General features: G+C 70.8%; 19 protein-coding genes. 2 read left to right on the top strand and 17 right to left on the bottom strand.

Features of this window, described 5'->3' with window-relative positions:
- The 3 genes from HC031_RS30405 to lysS all read right to left on the bottom strand — a co-directional run.
- Window positions 1-509: Clp protease N-terminal domain-containing protein (locus HC031_RS30405; RefSeq protein ID WP_277349851.1), on the bottom strand; the 509-nt coding region annotated here is incomplete at its 3' end.
- Between the two features lie 526 nt (window positions 510-1,035).
- Window positions 1,036-1,386, bottom strand: a complete 351-nt coding sequence (locus HC031_RS30400; RefSeq protein ID WP_167928892.1) for an Lsr2 dimerization domain-containing protein — start codon at window positions 1,384-1,386, stop codon at window positions 1,036-1,038.
- 86 nt (window positions 1,387-1,472) lie between these two features.
- Window positions 1,473-2,978 carry a lysine--tRNA ligase gene (gene lysS / locus HC031_RS30395; RefSeq protein ID WP_167928891.1) on the bottom strand — a complete coding sequence of 502 codons (1,506 nt, stop codon included), beginning with the start codon at window positions 2,976-2,978 and terminating at the stop codon, window positions 1,473-1,475.
- 70 nt (window positions 2,979-3,048) lie between these two features.
- Here lysS and HC031_RS30390 point away from each other — a divergent pair, with 70 nt between their 5' ends.
- On the top strand, window positions 3,049-3,795 hold the full coding sequence (locus HC031_RS30390) for a methyltransferase domain-containing protein (protein WP_167928890.1): 747 nt from the start codon (window positions 3,049-3,051) through the stop codon (window positions 3,793-3,795).
- Here the strand turns inward: HC031_RS30390 and HC031_RS30385 are convergent.
- From HC031_RS30385 to HC031_RS30345, 9 genes are all read right to left on the bottom strand, one after another.
- Entirely contained in the window at window positions 3,790-4,554 is a 765-nt protein-coding gene (locus HC031_RS30385) for a type III pantothenate kinase (protein WP_167928889.1), read from the bottom strand. The genes HC031_RS30390 and HC031_RS30385 overlap by 6 nt on opposite strands.
- 5 nt (window positions 4,555-4,559) lie before the next feature.
- The gene (gene nadC / locus HC031_RS30380; protein WP_167928888.1) at window positions 4,560-5,411 is read right to left on the bottom strand and encodes a carboxylating nicotinate-nucleotide diphosphorylase; all 852 of its coding nucleotides are present in this window, start codon (window positions 5,409-5,411) and stop codon (window positions 4,560-4,562) included.
- Entirely contained in the window at window positions 5,408-7,060 is a 1,653-nt protein-coding gene (locus tag HC031_RS30375; protein WP_167928899.1) for an L-aspartate oxidase, read from the bottom strand. Before HC031_RS30375 ends, nadC begins: the two co-directional genes overlap by 4 nt.
- Window positions 7,061-7,071: 11 nt before the next feature.
- Window positions 7,072-7,935: a septum formation family protein gene (locus HC031_RS30370; protein ID WP_167928887.1), complete on the bottom strand. Its 864-nt coding sequence runs from the start codon at window positions 7,933-7,935 to the stop codon at window positions 7,072-7,074.
- Window positions 7,936-7,972: 37 nt separating this feature from the next.
- A complete protein-coding gene (locus HC031_RS30365; RefSeq protein WP_167928886.1) occupies window positions 7,973-8,878 on the bottom strand; it encodes a septum formation family protein in 906 nt (301 codons plus the stop codon).
- A gap of 48 nt (window positions 8,879-8,926) precedes the next feature.
- Window positions 8,927-9,355, bottom strand: coding sequence for an aspartate 1-decarboxylase (gene panD / locus HC031_RS30360; protein ID WP_167928885.1), 429 nt, complete (start codon window positions 9,353-9,355; stop codon window positions 8,927-8,929).
- Window positions 9,355-10,215, bottom strand: a complete 861-nt coding sequence (gene panC / locus HC031_RS30355) for a pantoate--beta-alanine ligase (RefSeq protein ID WP_420813708.1) — start codon at window positions 10,213-10,215, stop codon at window positions 9,355-9,357. Before panC ends, panD begins: the two co-directional genes overlap by 1 nt.
- The gene (locus tag HC031_RS30350) at window positions 10,212-11,105 is read right to left on the bottom strand and encodes a Rossmann-like and DUF2520 domain-containing protein (RefSeq protein WP_167928884.1); all 894 of its coding nucleotides are present in this window, start codon (window positions 11,103-11,105) and stop codon (window positions 10,212-10,214) included. The genes panC and HC031_RS30350 overlap by 4 nt, the downstream gene beginning before the upstream one ends.
- A 91-nt stretch (window positions 11,106-11,196) precedes the next feature.
- Window positions 11,197-11,745 (bottom strand): TetR/AcrR family transcriptional regulator, encoded by a 549-nt coding sequence (locus HC031_RS30345; protein ID WP_167928897.1) that lies wholly within the window; start codon window positions 11,743-11,745, stop codon window positions 11,197-11,199.
- 227 nt (window positions 11,746-11,972) lie between these two features.
- Here HC031_RS30345 and HC031_RS30340 point away from each other — a divergent pair, with 227 nt between their 5' ends.
- Window positions 11,973-13,292, top strand: a complete 1,320-nt coding sequence (locus HC031_RS30340) for a D-arabinono-1,4-lactone oxidase (RefSeq protein ID WP_167928883.1) — start codon at window positions 11,973-11,975, stop codon at window positions 13,290-13,292.
- 149 nt (window positions 13,293-13,441) lie between these two features.
- On the opposite strand, the gene topA is transcribed toward HC031_RS30340, so the two are convergent.
- From topA to HC031_RS30315, 5 genes are all read right to left on the bottom strand, one after another.
- On the bottom strand, window positions 13,442-16,198 hold the full coding sequence (topA, locus tag HC031_RS30335) for a type I DNA topoisomerase (RefSeq protein ID WP_167928882.1): 2,757 nt from the start codon (window positions 16,196-16,198) through the stop codon (window positions 13,442-13,444).
- A gap of 176 nt (window positions 16,199-16,374) precedes the next feature.
- Entirely contained in the window at window positions 16,375-16,962 is a 588-nt protein-coding gene (locus tag HC031_RS30330) for a hypothetical protein (RefSeq protein ID WP_167928881.1), read from the bottom strand.
- A complete protein-coding gene (locus HC031_RS30325) occupies window positions 16,953-17,528 on the bottom strand; it encodes a hypothetical protein (protein WP_420813710.1) in 576 nt (191 codons plus the stop codon). Before HC031_RS30325 ends, HC031_RS30330 begins: the two co-directional genes overlap by 10 nt.
- A gap of 110 nt (window positions 17,529-17,638) precedes the next feature.
- On the bottom strand, window positions 17,639-19,978 hold the full coding sequence (locus HC031_RS30320; RefSeq protein WP_167928880.1) for a sodium-translocating pyrophosphatase: 2,340 nt from the start codon (window positions 19,976-19,978) through the stop codon (window positions 17,639-17,641).
- A 487-nt stretch (window positions 19,979-20,465) separates the two neighbouring features.
- Window positions 20,466-20,942, bottom strand: coding sequence for an ATP-binding protein (locus HC031_RS30315; protein ID WP_167928879.1), 477 nt, complete (start codon window positions 20,940-20,942; stop codon window positions 20,466-20,468).
- Between the last annotated feature and the right edge of the window lie 2 nt (window positions 20,943-20,944).

Genomic DNA, 20,944 nt, shown 5'->3' with positions numbered 1-20,944 from the left:
TCGAGCACGAGCGACGTGGACGGTGCCGCCTCGCCGGTCGAGCCGGTGCCCGCCGCGGCGGGCTCCTTGCCCTGGTAGCCGGAGAGCAGCTGGATCACCTGCTGGCGAACACGGTTGAGGTCGGCGCCGAGCTTGACCAGCACCTGAGCCGCAACACCCTCGCCCTCACGGATCAGACCGAGCAGGATGTGCTCGGTGCCGATGTAGTTGTGGCCGAGCTGGAGCGCCTCGCGAAGCGACAGCTCCAGGACCTTCTTGGCACGCGGCGTGAACGGGATGTGCCCGCTGGGTGCCTGCTGCCCCTGGCCGATGATCTCCTCGACCTGCTGGCGCACACCCTCCAGCGAGATGCCCAGGCTCTCCAGAGCCTTGGCCGCCACGCCCTCACCCTCGTGGATGAGACCGAGCAGGATGTGCTCCGTGCCGATGTAGTTGTGGTTGAGCATCCTGGCCTCTTCTTGAGCCAGGACGACCACCCGACGTGCTCGGTCGGTAAACCGCTCGAACATTCCTGCTCCCTCATGTGCCGTGCCGCCGTCGCACCTGGCTGACTACCAGACGAGATCCGACGTGACCGTGCACTTACTCTATCGCCGTGGGACGACGGTTCCAGCCGGTGCGCCCGCACAGAAGCCCTGACAAACGCGTCGGCTACCGGACTCGTACCCCGGGAAATGGCTGGTTACGCGACATTTGAGGCCAACAGACAGGGCCCCTCAGGTGTTCCCGTCGGTCTCGGCGCTACGCGCAGAGCGAAATCGGGCCCGCCCGGCAAAGCCGGGGGGGCCCGAAATAGATCATGGTGCTGGGTGACCAGCGAGTTCGGCCGGGTCAGCCGGCCGCGGCGCTCACCGGTCGACGCCGAGCCCGGCTACGACGCACACCGGTCGCACTGAGCCCGGCCACGACGCTCACCGGTCCGCACTGAGCCCGGCCACGGCGCTCACCGGTCCGCACTGAGCCCGGCTGGTCCCACCAGCCGGGCCGGCGCGCGTACTGACCGGCGCGAGGCCGCTGCCGACCAGCCAGAAGCCGCTACTGACCGGCCTCGGCGTTGTACCGGTCGACGATCTCCTGCTTGATCCGACCGCGGTCGGAGACCTTGATGCCCTTGCTCTGGGCCCACTCGCGGATCGCCCGGTTCTGGTCACGGTCGCCACCGGCACCGCGGATACGGCTCGCCGAGCGACCGCCGGCCAGCACGCCGCCCCGGCCTACCTTGGTGCCCGCGGAAACATAGGGCGCGAGAGCTTCACGCATCTTGTTCGCGTTTTTCGTCGACAGGTCGATCTCGTACTGAATGCCGTCGATCGCAAACTTGACGGTCTCATCGGCCTCGCCGCCGTCCAGGTCGTCGACCAGCACGTGGATAGTTCGCTTGGCCACGAGTATTCCCTCCGAAAGTCCGCACCCGCCTGTTAGCCAAAAACAATAACCCAACGCGCGGGCGCAACGTCAACGGGTACGGGAAATCACTCAGGACGTACGAGCGGAAAGAGGATTGTCTCGCGAATCCCCAGGCCGGTGAGCGCCATCAGCAACCGGTCGATTCCCATGCCCATACCGCCAGCGGGCGGCATTCCGTACTCCATCGCACGCAGAAAGTCCTCGTCGAGTTGCATGGCTTCGGGGTCGCCCTTTGCCGCCTGCAGCGACTGCGCAACCAGCCGGTCCCGCTGCACCACCGGGTCGACCAGCTCGGAGTAGGCCGTCGCGAGCTCGAAGCCGAGCACGTACAGGTCCCACTTCTCGGTCAGCCCCGGCACCTCGCGGTGCGCCCGGGTCAGCGGGCTGGTCTCCTCCGGGTAGTCACGCACGAAGGTCGGCGCCTGCAGCGTGTGCACCACCAGCGCTTCGAAGAGCTCTTCGGCCAGCTTTCCGGGCCCCCACTTGGGGTCGACGGCGACGTCGTGCTTGGCCGCGAATTCCATCAGGCGGGCCATCGGGGTTTCCACGGTGACCTCCTCGCCCAGGGCGCCGGAAAGGGCGCCGTACAGCGTCACCTCCCGCCACTGGCCGCCGAGGTCGAACTCCCTGCCGTCGTGGTGGTGCACGACGTGCGAACCGCTCAGCCGCATCGCGGCCTCCTGCACGATCTCGCGGGTGAGGGTCGCCATCGTGTTGTAGTCGGCGTACGCCTGGTAGGCCTCGAGCATGGCAAACTCCGGCGAATGCGAGGAGTCCACACCCTCGTTGCGGAAGTTCCGGTTGATCTCGAAGACCCGCTCGATACCCCCGACCACGCATCGCTTCAGGAAAAGTTCCGGAGCGATCCGGAGATACAACTCCGTGTCCAGTGCGTTGCTACGAGTGACAAAGGGTCGAGCCGCGGCACCGCCGTGCAACAGCTGCAGCATCGGGGTTTCGACCTCGAGGTAATCACGGTTGTGCAATGACTCACGCAGACTGCGCACAACGGTGGCCCTTGTCCGGACCGTTTCCCGCGCCTGCGGCCGCATGATCAGATCGACATAACGCTGCCGGACCCGCGATTCCTCACTCATCGGCTTGTGCGCGACCGGTAGCGGGCGAAGTGACTTCGCGGTCATTTGCCAGCCGTCGGCGAGCACGGACAGCTCACCGCGGCGGCTGGTGATGACCTCGCCGGTGATTCCGACGTGGTCGCCGATGTCGACCAGCCGCTTCCATTCGTCGAGCGCCTCCTGCCCCACCCGGTCGAGGGAGAGCATCGCCTGCAGTTCGGTGCCGTCACCCTCGCGCAGAGTCGCGAAGCTCAGCTTCCCGGTGTTGCGAATGAAGATCACCCGTCCGGTGACCGCGACCTTCTCGCCCGTGGCCGTGTCGGTCGGCAGGTCGCCGAAGCGCTCCCGGATCTCGGCGAGCGTCGCCGTCCGGGGAAAACCCACCGGGTACGGCTCCTGGCCGGACTCCAGAATTCGGGCGCGCTTTTCCCGACGTACCCGCATCTGCTCCGGCAGGTCGTCGGGGGCATCGATGGGCACGGACTGATCGGTCACCGTTTTTCCTCAAAGCTCGGGGCATTCGTCGCCACTGAGCCTACTCACCGTCACCCGGTATTTTTCAGCCGTGGACTCTCAACGTTGGCAGGCACACGCCCGCTCCTTCGGACCGGCGGCCGATCTGTACGACCGCGTCCGCCCCCGTTATCCCGTCGAGGCGATCCGGTGGATCCTCGGCGACGCGCCCGCGAGGGTCGTGGACCTGGGTGCCGGCACCGGCATCCTGTCCCGGCAGTTGGCGGGGCTCGGGTACGAGGTCATTCCGGTCGAACCGGACGCCGGAATGCGAGCAAAGATGGACGAAGCCGGCGGCGCGCCGGCGGCCGTCGAAGGGTCCGCCGAGGCGATCCCGCTACCCGACGCGTCCGTGGACGCCGTCGTCGCGGGGCAGGCGTACCACTGGTTCGACCCGGACAAGGCGCACCCGGAGATCGCCCGGGTCCTGAAGCCGGGCGGAGTGTTCGGGCCGCTGTGGAACGAGCGCGACGAAGGCGTGGCGTGGGTAGCCGCATTGAGCAAGATCATCGATGAACAGGGTGGAGGACAGGGTGGAGGCACGCAGGTCACGCCCCTCGGGCCGCAGTTCACCCCGGTGGAGCGGGCCGACTTCCGGCACTCGGTGACCCACACCCCGGACACGCTGCTCGACCTGGTGCGCTCCCGGTCGTTCTACCTGGTCGCGGAGCCGGTGAAGCGAGCCGCCGTGGAGGCCGCCGTCCAGGGTCTGTGCGCCAGCCACCCCGACCTGGCCGGGCGCGCCGAGTTCGAACTGCCCTACGTCACCGAGGCGTACCGGACGTACCGGATCTCATGACCCGATGTTGCGCTCGAAGATCATCCGCAGGCCGATCAGAGTGAGCATCGGCTCGTGGTGGGTGATCGTCTCGCACTCGCCGATCACGATCGGGGCGAGCCCGCCGGTGGCTACCACGGCCTGCGCTGGGCCCAGCTCGGACATGATATTGCGGACGATGCCGTCGACCTGACCGGCGAAGCCGTACACCACGCCGGACTGGAGCGCCTCGACCGTGTTCTTGCCGATGACGCGGGGGGGCTTGACCAGCTCCACCTTGCGCAGCTGGGCTGCGCGGGCGGCGAGCGCGTCCACAGAGATCTCGACCCCGGGCGCGAGCACCCCGCCGAGGAACTCGCCCTTGGCGCTCACCACGTCGAAGTTGGTGGAGGTACCGAAGTCCACGACGATCGCCGGCCCACCGTACAGGGTGTAGGCCGCGAGCGAGTTGGCGATCCGGTCGGCCCCGATCTCCTTGGGGTTGTCGAACACCAGCGAGACGCCGGTGCGGATGCCCGGCTCCAGGATCACCGTGGGTACGTCGGCGTAGTAGCGGCCGAGCATCGTCCGCAGCGACCGCAGCGACGCCGGCACGGTCGAACAGGCGGCGATCCCGGTGACCTGCACCGCGTCGCCGGCCAGCAGGCCCCGGAAGAGCAGCCCCAGCTCGTCGGCGGTGTCCCGGGCGTCGGTCTTGGTGCGCCAGGAGTGCACCAGCTTCTCGCCCTCGAAGGTGGCGAGAACGGTGTTGGTGTTACCGATGTCGATGCAGAGCAGCACGGATGTCAACTCCGAGGGCGCAGGTCCAACGCGATGTCGAGGATGGGCGAGGAGTGCGTCAACGCCCCTACCGAAAGGTAGTCCACGCCCGTTTCGGCGAACTCACGAGCCCGGTCCAGGGTCAGGCCACCCGTTGCCTCGAGTTCGGCCCGACCGTCCACGGCGGCGACCACCTCGCGCAGCTGGTGGGGCTCCATGTTGTCGAGAAGCAGGAAAGTGGACCCGGCCTCCACCGCCTCGACGGCCTCGGCGACCGTGTCGACCTCGACCTGGATGGTCACGTCCGGGAAGGCCTCCCGGACCAGGCGGAACGCCGGCGCGATGCCACCGGCCGCCACCGTGTGGTTGTCCTTGATCATGGCCACGTCGTAGAGGCCCATGCGCTTGTTCGTGCCGCCACCCGCGCGCACCGCGTACTTCTCGAGCGCCCGCAGGCCGGGTGTGGTCTTGCGGGTGTCGAGCACCAACGCCTTCGTGCCGGCCAGGGCGTCGGCCCAGGCCCGGGTGTGCGTCGCGACCCCGGACATGCGGGACAGCAGGTTGAGGGCGGTGCGCTCGGCGGTGAGGATCGCCCGGGTCGGCCCGGCCACCGTGGCCAGGACATCCCCGCGGGCCACCCGCGCGCCGTCGGACACCTTCTTCGCGAACCCGACCGTACCGCCGGAAGCCTCGTCGAAGACGGCGGCGGCCACGTCCAGCCCGGCCACCACTCCGTCGGCGCGGGCGACCAGGTCGCCGGTGTCGGTCTGGTCGGCCGGGATCGTCGCCACGCTCGTCACGTCGAGACGGTCCGGCCCGAGGTCCTCGGCGAGGGCGCGCCGGACGATCTCGCGTACGGCGGTCTGGTCCAGGTTCATGTCAAGGGCTCCCACGTCTCGGTCAGTACACCGGTGTCCGTCACCGTGGCCAGCAGGTGGCCGCACCATGCCTCGTCGGTGATGGGGAAGTCGTCGCGCCAGTGGCAGCCGCGGGTCTCCTGCCGGCAGGCGGCGGCCGCCACGAGCGCGGCGGCGATCGTGACCAGGTTGGCCGCCTCCCAACTGGCGGTGTCGGAGGGCGCGCGCTCGGTGCCGAGCCGGGTGAGCGTGGCCGCTACCTCGTCGAGCGAGGTCGCGCTCCGCAGGACGCCCGCGCCGCGGCTCATGGCCTGCTGGAGCGGCTGGCGGACCGCCGGATCGACCGCCCACTGCGGCGCGTCACCGGTCACCGGTTCGGTCTGCGGCGGGAGGTCGGCCGCGATGTCGGTGGCGATCCGGCGGGCGAACACGAGCCCTTCCAGCAGGGAGTTGGAGGCGAGCCGGTTGGCGCCGTGCACCCCGGTGCAGGCCACCTCGCCGCACGCGTACAGGCCGGGGATGGAGGTACGCCCGCGTAGATCGGTCCGCACGCCGCCGCTGGCGTAGTGCGCCGCCGGGGCGACCGGGATCAGGTCGGTGGTGGGCTCGATCCCGGCGGCGCGGCAGCTCGTCATGATCGTCGGGAAGCGGGCCTCGAGGAACTCCGCCCCGAGATGCCGCGCGTCCAGCCACACGTTCGCGCTGCCCTCCGCCAGCATCACCCGGTGGATGCCCTTGGCCACGACGTCCCGCGGGGCGAGCTCGGCCAGGTCGTGCTGGCCCACCATGAAGCGCTTGCCGTCGCCGTCGCGCAGGTACGCGCCCTCGCCGCGCAGCGCCTCGCTGACCAGCGGCTGCTGGGCGCTCGCCGCCCCTGTCACCAGCGCCGTCGGGTGGAACTGGACGAACTCCAGGTCAGTAACCGCGGCACCGGCCCGCAGCGCGAGGGCCACGCCGTCGCCGGTGGAGACGACCGGGTTGGTCGTCACCGCGTACACCTGCCCCATGCCCCCGGTGGCCAGCACGACCGCCCGGCCGAGCACCGCGCCCACGCCGTCTTCGGAGCCCTCCCCGAGCACGTGCAGCGTCACTCCACAGGCCCGCCCGGCGGCGTCCCGGAGCAGGTCGAGGACCAGGGCGTGCTCGAACAGCCGGATCCACGGGTCGCGGCGGACCGCCGCGTGCAGCGCCCGCTGCACCTCCGCGCCGGTGGCGTCGCCCCCGGCGTGCACGATCCGGTTGGCGTGGTGGCCGCCCTCGCGGGTGAGCATGAGGGAACCGTCGGCGTTGCGGTCGAACTCCGCACCCCAGCGCATCAGCTCCCGTACCCGCGCGGGCCCCTCGTTGACGAGCACGTCGACGGCGGCCGGATCGCACAGCCCCACGCCCGCGACCAGCGTGTCCTCGGCGTGGGCGGCCGGGGTGTCGTACGGGTCGAACACGGCCGCGATGCCACCCTGCGCCCAGCGGGTGGACCCGTCATCGATGTTCACCTTGGTGACGACGGTGACGTGCAGCCCGGCCTCGCGCAGGTGCAGCGCGGCGGTGAGGCCCGCGACACCGGAGCCGACGACCACGACATCGGTCGTCTCCGCCCAGCCGGGCTGCGGGGCGCGGAGTCGGCTCGGGAGCTCTGGAAGTCTCGGCAGATCCACCCCGACAGTGAACATCACTCAGTGGATCAGTGCGGCAGCGGTCCCGGCCCGAGGCCCTTGACCGAGCCGCGCAGCCGCTGCCCGTCGGTCACCAGCGCGTAGCAGGCGTACGTCTGGTCGCTGCCGAGCCAGTCACCGGTGCTGGTCGGGCCGACGAAGCGGGCGCTGAGGTCGGTGCGGGGCGCGCCGATGTAGCTCTTGGCCGCCTCGCCGCAGCCGGCGGTCACCGCCGCACTCACCTTGTCCGCCACGAACGGGGCGCCCGGCGGGGTGATCGTGTACGTGCCGGTGAACTCGCCGTCGTGCGGCTGGTCGCACGGCACGTACCGCATCTCGCTGGTCGTGTCGCGCGCCACGCACGCGATGTCGAGGCCGCCGCCGCCGAGCGCGCCGCGCAGGCTCGCCGTACGGGGGACGAACCGCTTGCCGCCCGGTGCCGCCGCCTCGACCACGGCGCAGCCGAAGAAGCCGACCCAGGCCGGTTTGATCCAGCTCGCCACCACCTGTACCCGGCTGGCGTGCCAGTCGCCGCCGAGGTACTTCGGCGCCACCGTGAGGCAGGCGTGGCGGGCCTGCGCGTACATCAGGCTCTGGCCGACCTTGGCCTCGTCGCCCTTGGCCGCGGCCGCCTTGGCGGCCAGCTCCCGGTCGACCTGCCCGACCAGGAAGACCTCGGCGGTGTGCGAGGCGGTGCAGCCGACCGGCGCGCCGGGCCACGGGAAAGCGGCGGCGACGGCCTCCTCGGAGACGTTCCAGCACGACCCGACCGCCGGCGCACCCTTGGGGCGCTCCGCGCTCACGGTCTTCGGGCGGGTCAGCCAGTAGGCCCCGCCTGCCACCAGGGCGGCCACGACGACGAACACGGCCAGCCCGATCCAGCGCTTACGCACCCCGGGAGGGTACGCGACGAAAGCTACCCGCGGGTAGTCATGCCGTATTGACGGGCAGTCCCCTGGTCCCGGCTCCCTTGAGCGACCTGGTGAGGCTCTTGTTGTCCAGCCAGAGGTAGCAGCGCGCGCCCCGGTTGCCCAGATCCCAGTCGGCCTTGCCGAAGCCGAAGGTGATCTGACCGGTCCGGTAGCGCACCATGCCGTCATTGGGCACGCCCGTGTACGACGCGATGACGCCCCGGCAGCCGTTGAGCTGCGTCGACTGGCGCTGGCCGGCGTCGGCCGGGTAGACGCCCGGCGGGGCGTCCCAGACGCCGGCGAACTCGCTGTTGTGCGGCGCCGCGCAGTCGGTCGCGACCATCGTGTCGATGTCCTCGCCCTTGATGGCGACCTTGAAGCAGCCCAGGGCGAGCGGGCGCGGCCCGGTCAGCGCGCCCTGCATGCTGCCGGTACGGCCGACCACGGCGTACGAGTCGAGATCGGCGAACTCGACCACGTCGCAGCGGTACCACCGGGCGCCGGCCTCCCACTGCGCGGGGGACGGCAGGGTCAGGTCCAGCCCGATCCGGCCGGTGCGCCAGTCGCCGCCGACGAGTGCGTCGACGGTCTTGGTGCAGTCGGCGTACGCCCGCTGCTGCACCGGCCCGCCGTCCGGCGGCGGCACGTCGGTGGCGGCGTCGGCGCCGCTGAAGCCGCCGACGTGAACGGTCTCCAGGGTGTGGCTGGCGCCGCAGTCCACCACCGGTGGCAGCTTCGTCATCCCGGGCTGCGGGTCGGTGACGTCGTAGCACGCGGGGGCGGGCGGAACCGAGATCGTCGCCGGCGGCATCGGCGGCCAGTTGTCGGTCAGGTTGCCGTCCACCCCGGGCGGCAGCCCGCCGCAGCCCGCGAGCAGCAGCACCGCAGCCGCTCCGAGCACCGCGCCGACAACCCTTGCTCGCACCTGTACAACTCCCCTTCGGGCATCTGCCCGGGCGGAGCATACGCGAGTTCAGCCTGTTGCTGTGAGATCACCACGGCGGAGATCGCCGACCATTCCGGCCGCCGCCGCGGCCGGGTCGCTGCCCAGCTCGATGACGCGGTTGTCGGCGTCGACGTGTACGACGCGGGGGCGGTAGGCGCGCGCGGTGGCGTCGTCCATCTGCGCGTACGAGATGAGAATGACCAGATCGCCCGGGTGTACGAGGTGGGCCGCCGCGCCGTTGATCCCGATCACGCCGCTCCCCCGCGCTCCGGGGATCACGTAGGTCTCCAGCCGGGCCCCGTTGGTGACGTCGACGATCGCGACCTGCTCGCCGGCGAGCAGGTCGGCCGCGTCCATCAGGTCCTCGTCCACCGTCACCGAACCCACGTAGTGCAGGTCCGCCTGCGTCACCGTGGCGCGGTGGATCTTCGACTTGAGCATGGTCCGACTGAACATCAAGGAATCTCCACCGGAATGTTGTCGATGAGGCGGGTGGCGCTTACCCGCGCCGCGACCAGCAGCCGCGCCGGGCCGTGCTGTGGGGCCGGCCCCAGGTCGGGGTCGGTGAGCACCAGGTAGTCCAGCTCGACGCCGGGCGTCTGCGCGATCACGGAACGGGCGGCGGCGAGTATGCCGTCCGGACTCTCGCCGAGTCCCGCTCCGGCTTCGGCGCCGACGCGCAGCGCCCGCGACAGCACGAGCGCGCGCTCCCGGTCGGCCGGCGAGAGGTACCGGTTGCGGCTGGACAGGGCCAGGCCGTCGGGCTCGCGTACGGTCGGCACGCCACGGATCTCGACGCCGAGGTCGAGGTCGCGCGCCATGGCCCGGATGAGGACGAGCTGCTGGTAGTCCTTCTCACCGAAGTACGCGACGTCGGGGCGGGTCAGGTGCAGCAGCTTGCAGACGACGGTCAGCGCGCCGGCGAAGTGGCCGGGACGGGTGGCGCCTTCGAGCACCTCGCCCAGCGGGCCGGGGGTGACCAGGACGGCGGGCTGGCCGCCCGGGTACATCTCGTCGACCGTGGGCGCGAAGACGATGTCGGCTCCCTCCGCCGCGGCGATCTCGAGGTCGTTGTCGAAGGTCCGCGGGTACCGGTCGAAGTCCTCGCTCGGGCCGAACTGCAGCGGGTTGACGAACACGGTCAGGACGACGTGGTCGCAGGCGGCGCGGGCGGTACGCAGCAGGCTCGCGTGGCCGGCGTGCAGGGCGCCCATGGTCATGACGACGCCGACGGTGCCGGTCAGGGCGGCCCGGGCGGCGGCGAGTTCGGCGCGGCTGCGGGCCACCACCAGGCTGGCCGTTTCGGTCGCGCTCACGCGGTCGCCTCCTGCCGGTTGCCGGCCAGCACGTCCAGCAGCGGCGCGGCGGCAGCCGGGCGCAGCCGGCCGGCGGCGATGGCACGGTCGGCGGTACGGCGGGCGAGCGCCAGGTAGGCGGGTACCGACTCGGGCGCGGTCGCGCCGAGCGTCACCAGGTGCCGGGTGACCGTGCCGGCGTCGCCGCGCGACACCGGTCCGGTCAGCGCCGCGTCGTGCAGTCGCAGCGCGTTGTCGAGCGCCGCGCGCAGCAGCGGGGCGAGCACGCGGGCCGGGTCGGTGACGCCCGCGTCGCGGAGCCGGTCCATCGCCTCGTTGGCGAGGGTCACCAGGTGGTTCGAGCCGTGGGCGAGCGCGGCGTGGTACAGGACCCGGTGCTCCTCGGCGATCCACTCGACCGCGCCGCCCAGGTCGGCGACGATCCGGGTGGCGAAGGCACGCAGCCCCGTCGGGGCGGTGACGCCGAAGCTCACGCCCGCGCGCAGCCGCTCCAGGTCGACCGCTGTGCCGGTGAAGGTCATGGCGGGGTGGAGCGCGAGCGGCGTGGCCCCGGCGACGACGGCCGGGGCGAGAGCGCCGAGGCCGTGGGCGCCGGAGGTGTGGGCGACGACCTGCTCGGGCCCCAGCGCGCCCGCCCGGCTCAGGTGGGTGACGAGCGCGGTGAGCGCGTCGTCCGGTACGGAGACGATGACCAACCGCGCACGGGCGGCGACCTCGGCCGCCGGCAGCACCGGGGTGGTGGGCAGCAGCTCGGCGATCCGGCGTCGCGACGCGGCGGACTCGCCCGAGGCTGCGACGATCTCGTGGCCGGCGGCGGCGAGGGCGGCCCCGAGGACCGCGCCGACCCGTCCGGCGCCGACAATGCCGACACTCAGCGGCGATGTACTCATGTGACGATCCAGTCCTCAACAACGGGGTACCGGTCGTCGCAAGTATGCGCCGCCGCCGGAGACCACCGACAGCGTCTGTGGTGCTCACCACTCACCGGACGTGGCGGTGCAGATACTCCCGAATCAGGGCCTTGGCCTCGTCGATCACCATCGGGTCCCCGGTGGGATCGCGGCGGAACGCCATCTTGATCAGCGCGTCGGCCGTCTCCACCGCGATGCCGAGCGCGAACTCCAGGCGCGCACCCGAGACGATGCCGAACCGCTCGACCAGCAGCGCGGCGAGGTGCTCGACGATGACGGAGTTGTTGTCGCGCTCGTCGTCGAGCAGGTGGATGTCGACCACGTCACCGAAGTGCAGGGTGCGGAACCCCGGGGTGGTGCGGTGCATCGCGATGTACTCGTCGATCGCCGCGTCGACCGCGTCCCACCAGTACGCGAAGCGCTCGTCGGCGATCCGGGCGCCCAGCTGCTGCAGGTAGGCCTCCAGGTTGCGCATGGTGAGCGCCTGTACGACGGCGCGCTTGTCCGGGAAGAACTGGTACACCGAGCCGATCGCCACCCCGGCGCGCTCGGCCAGCAGCGTGGTCGTCAGCCCGTCGTAGCCGAGCTCATCCACCAGCTCGGCGCAGGCGTCCAGCATGCGGGCCACCCGCGCCACGCTCCGCCCCTGCACCGGCACCCGGCGCAGTGGGCCGTCGGTGCGGGCCCGCTCGTTCGCAGACCTGGCCGTCGTCGGTGTTGCCACTGCGTGCACCCCCCTCGTTCGTCTTGGCCCTACCCGCCCCGCGCGGACGTGCCGCAGCAGGGCGTCCCCCTGGTATTCGAACTGTGCGGGAGCGCCCGGCGCTCCATTGACGCAGGCTATACATGAAGAGTATTCACATAGCTGTGACGCACATCTCATGGTCCAACTGGGCGGGCACCACGTCGAGCACCGCCACCCGAATTGTTGCCCCGGCGAGTCGCGACGAGGTCGTCGCCGCGGTCGCCGCGGCGGCGGCCGACGGGCTGCCGGTCAAGGCCGTGGGCAGTGGACACTCCTTCACCGCCGCCGCAGCCACCTCGGGCGTACGGGTGGAGCTCGGCAAACTCGACGGGCTCGTCTCGATCGACCCGACGGCCCGCCTCGCGACCGTACAGGCCGGCATGACGCTGCGCCGACTGAACGCCGTACTCGCGGCACACGGGCTGGCGCTACCCAATTTGGGCGACATCGACACCCAGACGATTTCCGGCGCACTGGCCACCGGTACCCACGGCACCGGGGCGGGCTTCGGGTGCCTGTCCACGTTCGTCGACAGCCTGGAGCTCGTCACGGGTAAGGGCGAGGTGCTGCGCTGTTCCACCTCCTCGTCGCCCGACGTCTTCCACGCCGCCGCCGTCAACGTCGGCGCGCTCGGCATCGTCACCGAGCTGACGCTGCGCTGCGTCGACGCGTTCACGCTGCGGGCCGAGGAGGAGCCGGCGCCGCTGTCGTCCGTCCTCGCCGATCTCGACTCGCTCGTCGCGGCCAACGATCACGTCGAGTTCTACTGGTTCCCCTACACCGACCGGGTACAGGTCAAGCGCAACAACCGGGTACCCGTGAACGACGCGCCGCTTTCGCGGTGGCGCGGCTGGCTCGACGACGATCTCCTGTCCAACCGGGTCTTCGCCGGTGCCTGCCGGCTCGGGCGCGCGGTGCCGGGGCTGGTTCCGGCCATCAACGGGGTGGCCGCCCGGGCGCTGTCGGCGCGTACGTACACCGCGCCCTCGTACGAGGTGTTCTGCACGCCGCGCCGGGTGCGCTTCGTGGAGATGGAGTACGGGCTGCCGCGCGAGGCCCTACCCGAGGCGTTCGCGGCGCTGCGGCGCATCGTGGCGGCGCTGCCGTCGCACGTGGTGTTCCCCGTCGAGGTGCGCTTCACGGCCGCCGACGACCTGTGGCTGTCGCACGGCTACGGCCGCGACTCCGCCTACATCGCCATCCACCAGTACGTGGGGATGCCCTACGAGGAGTACTTCCGGCGGTTCGAGGCCGCGGCGACCGCGCTGGGAGGCCGGCCGCACTGGGGCAAGCTGCATTTCCGCGACGCGTCCTACTTCGCGTCGGCGTACCCGCGGTTCGGAGACTTCCAGGCCGTCCGGGACGCGCTGGATCCCGATCGCGTCTTCACGAACGGATACCTCGACCGGATCCTCGGGTGAGTTATCCACAGCCGTTCGTACGAGGGTTATCCACAATTCACAGAGTTATCCACAGCCACTCTGTGGGGACATATCGGACCTGAGGTACGCCGCAATCGGGATCTTGGGGAGTTTGACCCGATGTCGAACTCCCCAAGATCGGGTCGGTCTCAGTCGGACGACGCCTTCTTGGCCGACGCCTTCTTCGGCGCCTTGGCGGCCTTCGTCGCGGTGGCCTTGGCCGTCGTCGCCTTCGCCTTCGTGTCCGTCGTCGCCTTCGTGGCCTTGGCGGCCGCCGCCTTCTTGGCCGGGGCCTTCTTCGCCGCCTTGCGCGGCGCCGGACCCTTCGCCCGCTTCTCGGCGAGCATCTCGCTGGCCTGCTCGACCGTCATCGTGTCCACGGCCTGCCCGCGGCGAAGCGACGCGTTCGTCTCCCCGTCGGTGACGTACGGCCCGAACCTGCCGTCCTTGATCACAAGCGGCTTCTGGGTCTGCGGGTCGACCCCCAGCTCCCGAAGCGGCGCGGCGGCCACCCGCCGGCCCCGCGTCTTCGGCGCGGCGAGCAGCGCGAGCGCCTCGTCGAGGGTGATCGTGAACAGCTGCGCCTCGGACTCCAGCGACCGCGTGTCCTCGCCCCGCTTGATGTAGGGCCCGTACCGCCCGGCGTGCGCGGTGATCTCCGCGCCCTCGGGGTCGGTCCCCACCACCCGGGGCAGCGTCAGCAGTTGCAGCGCCTGCTCCAGGCTCAGCGATTCGGGGGCCTGGGTGCTCAGCAACGATGCGTTGCGGTCGCCGCTGGACACGTACGGCCCGTAACGGCCCGACTTGATCACGATCGGCTCGCCGGTCTCCGGGTGCTCACCCAGCTTGCGCTCGCCACCGCCGCCGAGGAACAGCTCGTTGACCTTCTCCGGGGTCAACTCGTCGGGCGCGATGCCGTCGGGCAGCGACACCCGGTCGCCGTCCTCCTCGCTGCCGCGCTGCAGGTACGGCCCGTACCGGCCGACCCGGGCGACCACGCCGTCGAACAGCGGGATGGAGTTGACCCCGCGCGCGTCGATCTCGCCGAGCTGCTCGGTGACCATCCGCTTGAGGCCACCGGCGCGGCTGACCGAGTCCTCGGCGCCGATCTCACCGCCGAAGTAGAAGGTGCGCAGGAAGTCGATCGCCGCCGCGTCGCCGCCGGCGATCTCGTCCAGCTCGTCCTCCATCGTGGCGGTGAAGCTGTAGTCGACCAGCCGCGGGAAGTACCGCTCCAGCAGCCCGACCACGGCGAACGCCAGGAACGACGGGATCAGCGCTTGGCCGCGCTTGAACACGTACCCGCGGTCCTGGATCGTCTGCATGATCGAGGCGTACGTGGAGGGCCGGCCGATGCCCAGCTCCTCGAGCGCCTTCACCAGCGACGCCTCCGTGTACCGGGCCGGCGGCTGCGTGGTGTGCCCGATCGCGGCCAGCTCCTCGGCCGTGAGCGGCTGGCCCTTGGCGAGCGTCGGCAGCCGGCGCTCAGCGTCCTCGGCCTCGGCGTCCTCGTCGTCGGACGACTCCACGTACGCGCGCAGGAAGCCGGGGTCGGTGATCGTCTTACCGGTGGCGGCGAAGTCCGCCGACTCGTCGGCCAGCGTCGTCGCGTTGATGCGGACCGTGACGGACGAACCCACCGCGTCGGTCATCTGGGACGCGATAGTGCGCCGCCAGATCAACTCGTACAGCCGGAACTCCTCGGGCGCCAGCTCCTTGGCCACCTCGCCCGGCGTGCGGAACACATCGCCGGCGGGGCGGATCGCCTCGTGCGCCTCCTGGGCGTTCTTGACCTTGCCGGTGTACCGGCGGGGCTCCGGCGGCACGGCGGCGTCACCGTACAGTTCGCGGATCTGGGTACGGGCGGCCGCGATCGCCGACTCGGACAGGTTCACCGAGTCGGTACGCATATAGGTGATGTAACCGTTCTCGTACAGCCGCTGGGCCGTGCGCATCGTCTGCTGCGACGAGAAGCGCAGCTTGCGCGACGCCTCCTGCTGGAGCGTCGAGGTGATGAACGGGGCGTACGGCCGACGCCGGTAGGGCTTCTCGTCGACCCGGGTGACCGTGAACGGACGGCCCTGCAGGCGCGCCGCGAGGCCGCGGGCGCCCTGCTCGTCGAGGTGCACCACGCCCGCGCCGGGCCGTACCCGGCCGGTCGTGGGCTCGAAGTCCTTGCCCGACGCGATCCGGTCGCCGCCCAGGGCGACCAGCGTGGCAGAAAAAGAGCGTGGCCCCTCGGTCACGCCGTCGACGCCGAGCAGGGCCCGGATGTCCCAGTACTCGGCGGAGCGGAACCGCATCCGCTCCCGCTCGCGCTCGACCACGATGCGCGTGGCCACCGACTGCACCCGGCCCGCCGACAGCTTCGGCATGACCTTCTTCCACAGGACCGGCGACACCTCGTACCCGTACAGCCGGTCGAGGATGCGCCGTGCCTCCTGGGCGTCGACCAGGGCCCGGTCGATCTCGCGCGGGTTGGCCACCGCGGCCTGGATCGCCGGCCGGGTGATCTCGTGGAAGACCATCCGCTTGACCGGCACCTTGGGCTTGATCGTCTCGAGCAGGTGCCAGGCGATGGCCTCGCCCTCGCGGTCCTCATCCGTGGCGAGGAAGACCTCGTCGACCTCCTTGGCCAGCTTGGTCAGCTTGGCGATCTGCTGCTTGCGGTCGGGAGACACCACGTACAGCGCCTGGAAGTCGTTGTCGACGTCGACGCCGAGCCGCGCCCACGGCTCCTTCTTGTACTTGGCCGGCACGTCGGCGGCGTTGCGCGGGAGATCGCGAACGTGGCCCAGGCTGGCCTCCACGACGTACCCGGGACCGAGATAGCCCGAGATCGTCTTGGCCTTCGCCGGTGACTCGACGATGACAAGACGTGTTGTCTTGGCGGACGACTTGGGCACGGCTCTCCCCGTGAGACTATGCGGATATCAGCCGGTCGGCTGAACGACTGTCAAACGTAACGCGCCGACCGACGACCGGTTTAGGGGGCACGTCACAGTCCGGACGGCGCCACCGTACACCGAGGAGCCAGTCAGAAGCGGTGTCATACCCGTTTTACCGCTTCCATGTCCGGTTTTCAGACCCAAAATTCCCCGGGTACCCCGGCCGGTGGATCACCGACCAGTTCCGCGAGCCGGGCCAGCCGGCGACGGCCGGCGATCCGGTACGCCGGGCCGCCTTCGGCCTCCGGCCCGACCAGTGTCGCCGGCAGGCCCACGGTCGCGAGCGCGCTACCGACGACCTCCCAGCACTGCTCGTCGGAGATCCCGAGCCCCAGCGTGAAGGCCGCCGAACCGTCGCGCCCGCCGGCGGCGATCGCCCACAACCGCAGCCGCCGGCCGTCCAGCGCGAACCCCGGCGGCGGGTACTTCACCGCGCCGCGCAGCCAGGTCGCGCCCAGGACGGCGAGGGCCGACGAGTACGCGGTGCGGAAGCGGATCTGCCCCTCGACCTCCGTCCGCTCGCCGGTCGCGGGGATGCCCCGGGCGGTCGCCTCGGCCAGCAGCGCCCGGGCCCGCCACGGGGCGTCGACGACGACCGAGACCCGGGCCGTACCGCCCATCCGGACCACCTGGCCGGCCCCGGCGAGCAGCCCCTCGAAGTCGAGCGGCGACGCCGGTCGCGCCTCGACCCCGAACAGGGACAGCTGCCTGTCTAACGACACTCGGGTACCTCGTTGAAGGCCTGACGCAGCGGCGCGGAGGAGAGCTTGTCGGTGTCGAGCGCGCTCGCCGCGTACTCGTGCTGAAGCTTGTCGAACGCCGACGCCACGGCCGTGTAGAACGTGGACGCGTTGCCTGTGTCGAGGCCGGCGACGGTGCTCCTGGCGTGCGCGTACGCGTCGCGGGCCGCCTGCAGCGAAGCCACGAACCGCGCCGCGATCTCGCCGCCCTTGTCGACCGCGGGCGTACCCGCGTCGGCGATCTTCTGGCGGGCGGCCTCGCTCGCGCTCTCCGCACCGCCGAGCAGGTCGACCAGGTTCTGCTTGGCCTGCGCCGGAGTGGTGGTGCTGGTCAGCTGCGCCTGCGTCGAGCCGGTGAGGCTGGCGAGCCGGGCCCGCCAGGGCGACAGCGCCGTGCACACCGACTTCGCCCAGGCCGTCGGCGGCACACCCGATCCAGTGCCCGCCGCGCCGCTCTTCACGCTGCCGGAGCCGCAGCCGGCGCTCAGGACGGCGGGCACCATCATGATCACCGTTAATGACGGCACGAGGCGGCGTACGAGGGGCATCGTCGTCAGCGTGATCGTCATGGCCGTCAGCGTAGAGCGCAGAGCCCTCAACGCAGGGTGCCCCCGCACGACGATCTCGTCGTACGGGGGCACCCTGCTGTCATCCGGGCTCAGGCGGTGACCTTCGCCTGCTTCTCGGCGGGCACGTCCGCATCGCCGCCTTCGGACATGGCGATCGGCTTGCGCTTGCTGAACGTCACCGCGGCGACTACCATCAGCGCGGCCACGACCGCGATGGTGATACGCAGCGGCGTGTTCTTGTTGTCGCCCGTGCTGTAGGTGACCACGGCCGGCGCGATGAGCAGCGCGACCAGGTTCATCACCTTCATCAGCGGGTTGATCGCCGGGCCGGCGGTGTCCTTGAACGGGTCACCGACGGTGTCGCCGATGACCGTCGCGGCGTGCGCGTCGGACCCCTTACCGCCGAAGTGGCCGTCCTCGACCAGCTTCTTCGCGTTGTCCCAGGCGCCACCGGAGTTGGCCAGGAACAGCGCCATCAGCGTGCCCGTCCCGACCACGCCGGCCAGGTAGGCGGCCAGCGGGCCGATGCCGAGGCCGAAGCCGACCGCGACGGGAGCCATGACCGCGAGCAGGCCGGGAGTCATCAGCTCGCGCTGGGCGTCCCGGGTGCAGATGTCGACGACCTTGCCGTACTCGGGCCGCTGGGTGCCGTCCATGATCCCCGGGAAGTCGCGGAACTGGCGGCGCACCTCGAACACGACCGCGCCCGCCGACCGCGAGACCGCGTTGATCGCGAGGCCGGAGAACAGGAACACGACCGCCGCGCCGAGTACCAGCCCGACCAGGTTGCTCGGGTTGGCCACGTTGAGGATCTGGTCGAGCGCCGTGCCCACGTTGGCGTTGCGCAGGGCGGTGCTGACGGTGTCGGTGTACGACCCGAACAGCGCGGTCGCGGCGAGGACCGCCGTCGCGATCGCGATGCCCTTGGTGATCGCCTTGGTCGTGTTGCCGACCGCGTCGAGCTCGGTGAGGGTACGGGCGCCGTGCTCGTCGATGTCGCCGGACATCTCGGCGATACCCTGCGCGTTGTCGCTGATCGGGCCGAAGGTGTCCATGGCGACGATCACACCGACGGTGGTGAGCAGGCCGGTGCCGGCGAGCGCCACGGCGAACAGCGACAGCGTGATCGATCCACCGCCGAGCAGGAACGCGCCGTACACGCCGGCCGCGATCACGATCGCCGAGTACACCGCGGACTCGAAACCGACGCTCACGCCGGAGAGCACCACGGTGGCCGGGCCGGTCAGCGCGGTCTTGCCGATGTCCCGCACGGGACGGCGGCCCGTCTCCGTGAAGTACCCGGTCAGGGCCTGGATGATCGCGGCGAGCACGATGCCGATGACCACCGCGACGATGGCGATGACCCGGGGGTTGCGGCTGCTGGTCAGCGACGTGCCGTCCAGGTCGCCGAACGTGGCCGGCAGGTAGAAGAACGCGGCGATGGCCACGAGGACGGCCGAGATCAGCGCGGACAGGTAGAAGGACCGGTTGATCGCGGTGAGGCCGGAGCGGTCGGACTTCCGCAGCCGGGTGATGAACACACCGACGATCGCCGTCAGCACGCCGATCGTGGGGACGATCAGCGGGAAGATGAGACCGTGGCTGCCGAACGCGGCCTTGCCGAGGATCAGCGCCGCGACCAGGGTCACCGCGTACGACTCGAACAGGTCGGCCGCCATGCCGGCGCAGTCGCCGACGTTGTCGCCGACGTTGTCGGCGATGGTGGCCGCGTTGCGCGGGTCGTCCTCGGGGATGTTCTTCTCGACCTTGCCGACCAGGTCGGCGCCGACGTCGGCGGCCTTCGTGAAGATGCCGCCGCCGACCCGCATGAACATCGCGAGCAGCGCGGCCCCGAAACCGAAGCCCTCCAGGACCGTCGGAGCGTTGCCCTTGTAGATCAGTACGACGATCGACGCGCCGAGCAGGCCCAGGCCGACGGTGAGGAACCCGACGACGCCACCCGTACGGAACGCGATCTGCATCGCCTTCTCACGTCCGCCCTCTGCCTCCCGGGCGGCCGCGGCGACCCTCAGGTTGGCCCGGGTGGCCATCGCCATCCCGGCACCACCGATGAACGCGGAGAAGACCGCGCCGATGATGAAGAAGAGCGCACGGCCGATCTTGACCGCCGTCTCGTGCGTCCCCGCGTCGTTCACCGGGAGCACGAACAGCAGCACGACCGCGATCACGACGAAGATGCCGAGGGTCTTGAACTGACGGAACAGGTACGCCGTAGCGCCCTCCTGTACCGCCCCGGCGATCTCCTGCATTTTCTCTGTGCCCCTGTTGGTGGCAAGAACCGCCTTGACCAGGGCCGCCGCGAATCCAAGCGCTACTAGAGCGATGACCGCGGCGACGATGATGTAGGTCAGGTTGCCACCAGTGAGGGTCACCTCGCCCCCTTTGGCGAAGTGAAGTTGCCCGGACATTCGTCGTCCTCCTGATACCAAGCACGCATGACGGGCACCGCAGACGACACGCCAACGGTCCAGTCTTCACGCGGGGCGCCCCGACATCCAGTTCACCCGGGGTACGGGCATCCGGGATGTCATATATGACCCGCGTACTGTAACCGCCGAACGTGTGCGCGGTCACACCGGCGACCGTTGTGTCGTATCGGCGTACGCCGACGTGTTAGCCGGCTTCGTATTGGAAACGCTCCCAGCAGGTGCCCACGAAGTCCGCTTCCACACGCGAACCGCCGGAACGAAAAAGGGGGGCGGTACCGCACCAACTTGGTGCGGTACCGCCCCCCTTTCGGGTGACGCGGGGTCGCCGGTCGGCGCCGGGCGGGTCTGGAGTCGGCGGGCCTCGCGTGAGTGGGCCCGTGGGGCCGGCGGGTCGGGCGCCGGTGGGTCGGGTGCCGGCGGGTCAGGCGCCGGCGGGTCGGGCGTCGGCGGGTCGGGCGTCGGCGGGTCAGGCGTCGGCGGGCCGGCGGGTGACCGGCCAGGACATGCTGACCTCGGTGCCCGAGCCGCCGGGCACGGCGCTGACCCTCAGATCGTCGACGAGGCCGGCGAGCAGGGCGAGCCCCATCCGGGCGGCCACCGCCTCCTCGGCAAGCGTCTCGGGCACCTCGACCGCCGGCGCGTCATCGACCAGGAACGCGGCAGGATCGGACGTCGCCGCGGTCGTCGCGGGCCCCTCGACCGCCCGGTCCACCACCCGCACGGTGAACCGGTCCCCGTTGTCCATCGCCATGTCGATGAGGCTGTCCGTGCCCTGCGAACGGTGCAGCGCAACCGCACGCGAGCAGGCCTCGCCGATGGCCAGCCGGATCTCCTCCAGCAGCGCATCGGCCACGCCGGCACGGCGAGCCACGGCGACCGCGACGAGACGCGCGGTGCGAACGTGTGCCGGTGCCGGCGAGAACGACAGGCGGACCGTCGGCATCG

Source organism: Planosporangium thailandense (genome assembly GCF_011947195.1).
Lineage (GTDB): Bacteria > Actinomycetota > Actinomycetes > Mycobacteriales > Micromonosporaceae > Planosporangium > Planosporangium thailandense.
Note: the sequence above shows the minus strand (reverse complement) of the source record. Positions and strands in the feature narration are given on the sequence as shown.

Bases quoted from the DNA above. Each gene is read 5' to 3' on its own strand.
- HC031_RS30340 (WP_167928883.1), top strand. From the start codon at position 11,973: ATGAAGAGTATTCACATAGCTGTGACGCACATCTCATGGTCCAACTGG.
- HC031_RS30320 (WP_167928880.1), bottom strand. From the start codon at position 19,978: ATGTCCGGGCAACTTCACTTCGCCAAAGGGGGCGAGGTGACCCTCACT.
- nadC (WP_167928888.1), bottom strand. From the start codon at position 5,411: ATGAACCTGGACCAGACCGCCGTACGCGAGATCGTCCGGCGCGCCCTC.
- HC031_RS30315 (WP_167928879.1), bottom strand. From the start codon at position 20,942: ATGCCGACGGTCCGCCTGTCGTTCTCGCCGGCACCGGCACACGTTCGC.
- HC031_RS30345 (WP_167928897.1), bottom strand. From the start codon at position 11,745: ATGCTGGACGCCTGCGCCGAGCTGGTGGATGAGCTCGGCTACGACGGG.
- HC031_RS30350 (WP_167928884.1), bottom strand. From the start codon at position 11,105: ATGAGTACATCGCCGCTGAGTGTCGGCATTGTCGGCGCCGGACGGGTC.
- panD (WP_167928885.1), bottom strand. From the start codon at position 9,355: ATGTTCAGTCGGACCATGCTCAAGTCGAAGATCCACCGCGCCACGGTG.
- HC031_RS30375 (WP_167928899.1), bottom strand. From the start codon at position 7,060: ATGTTCACTGTCGGGGTGGATCTGCCGAGACTTCCAGAGCTCCCGAGC.
- HC031_RS30325 (WP_420813710.1), bottom strand. From the start codon at position 17,528: ATGCCCCTCGTACGCCGCCTCGTGCCGTCATTAACGGTGATCATGATG.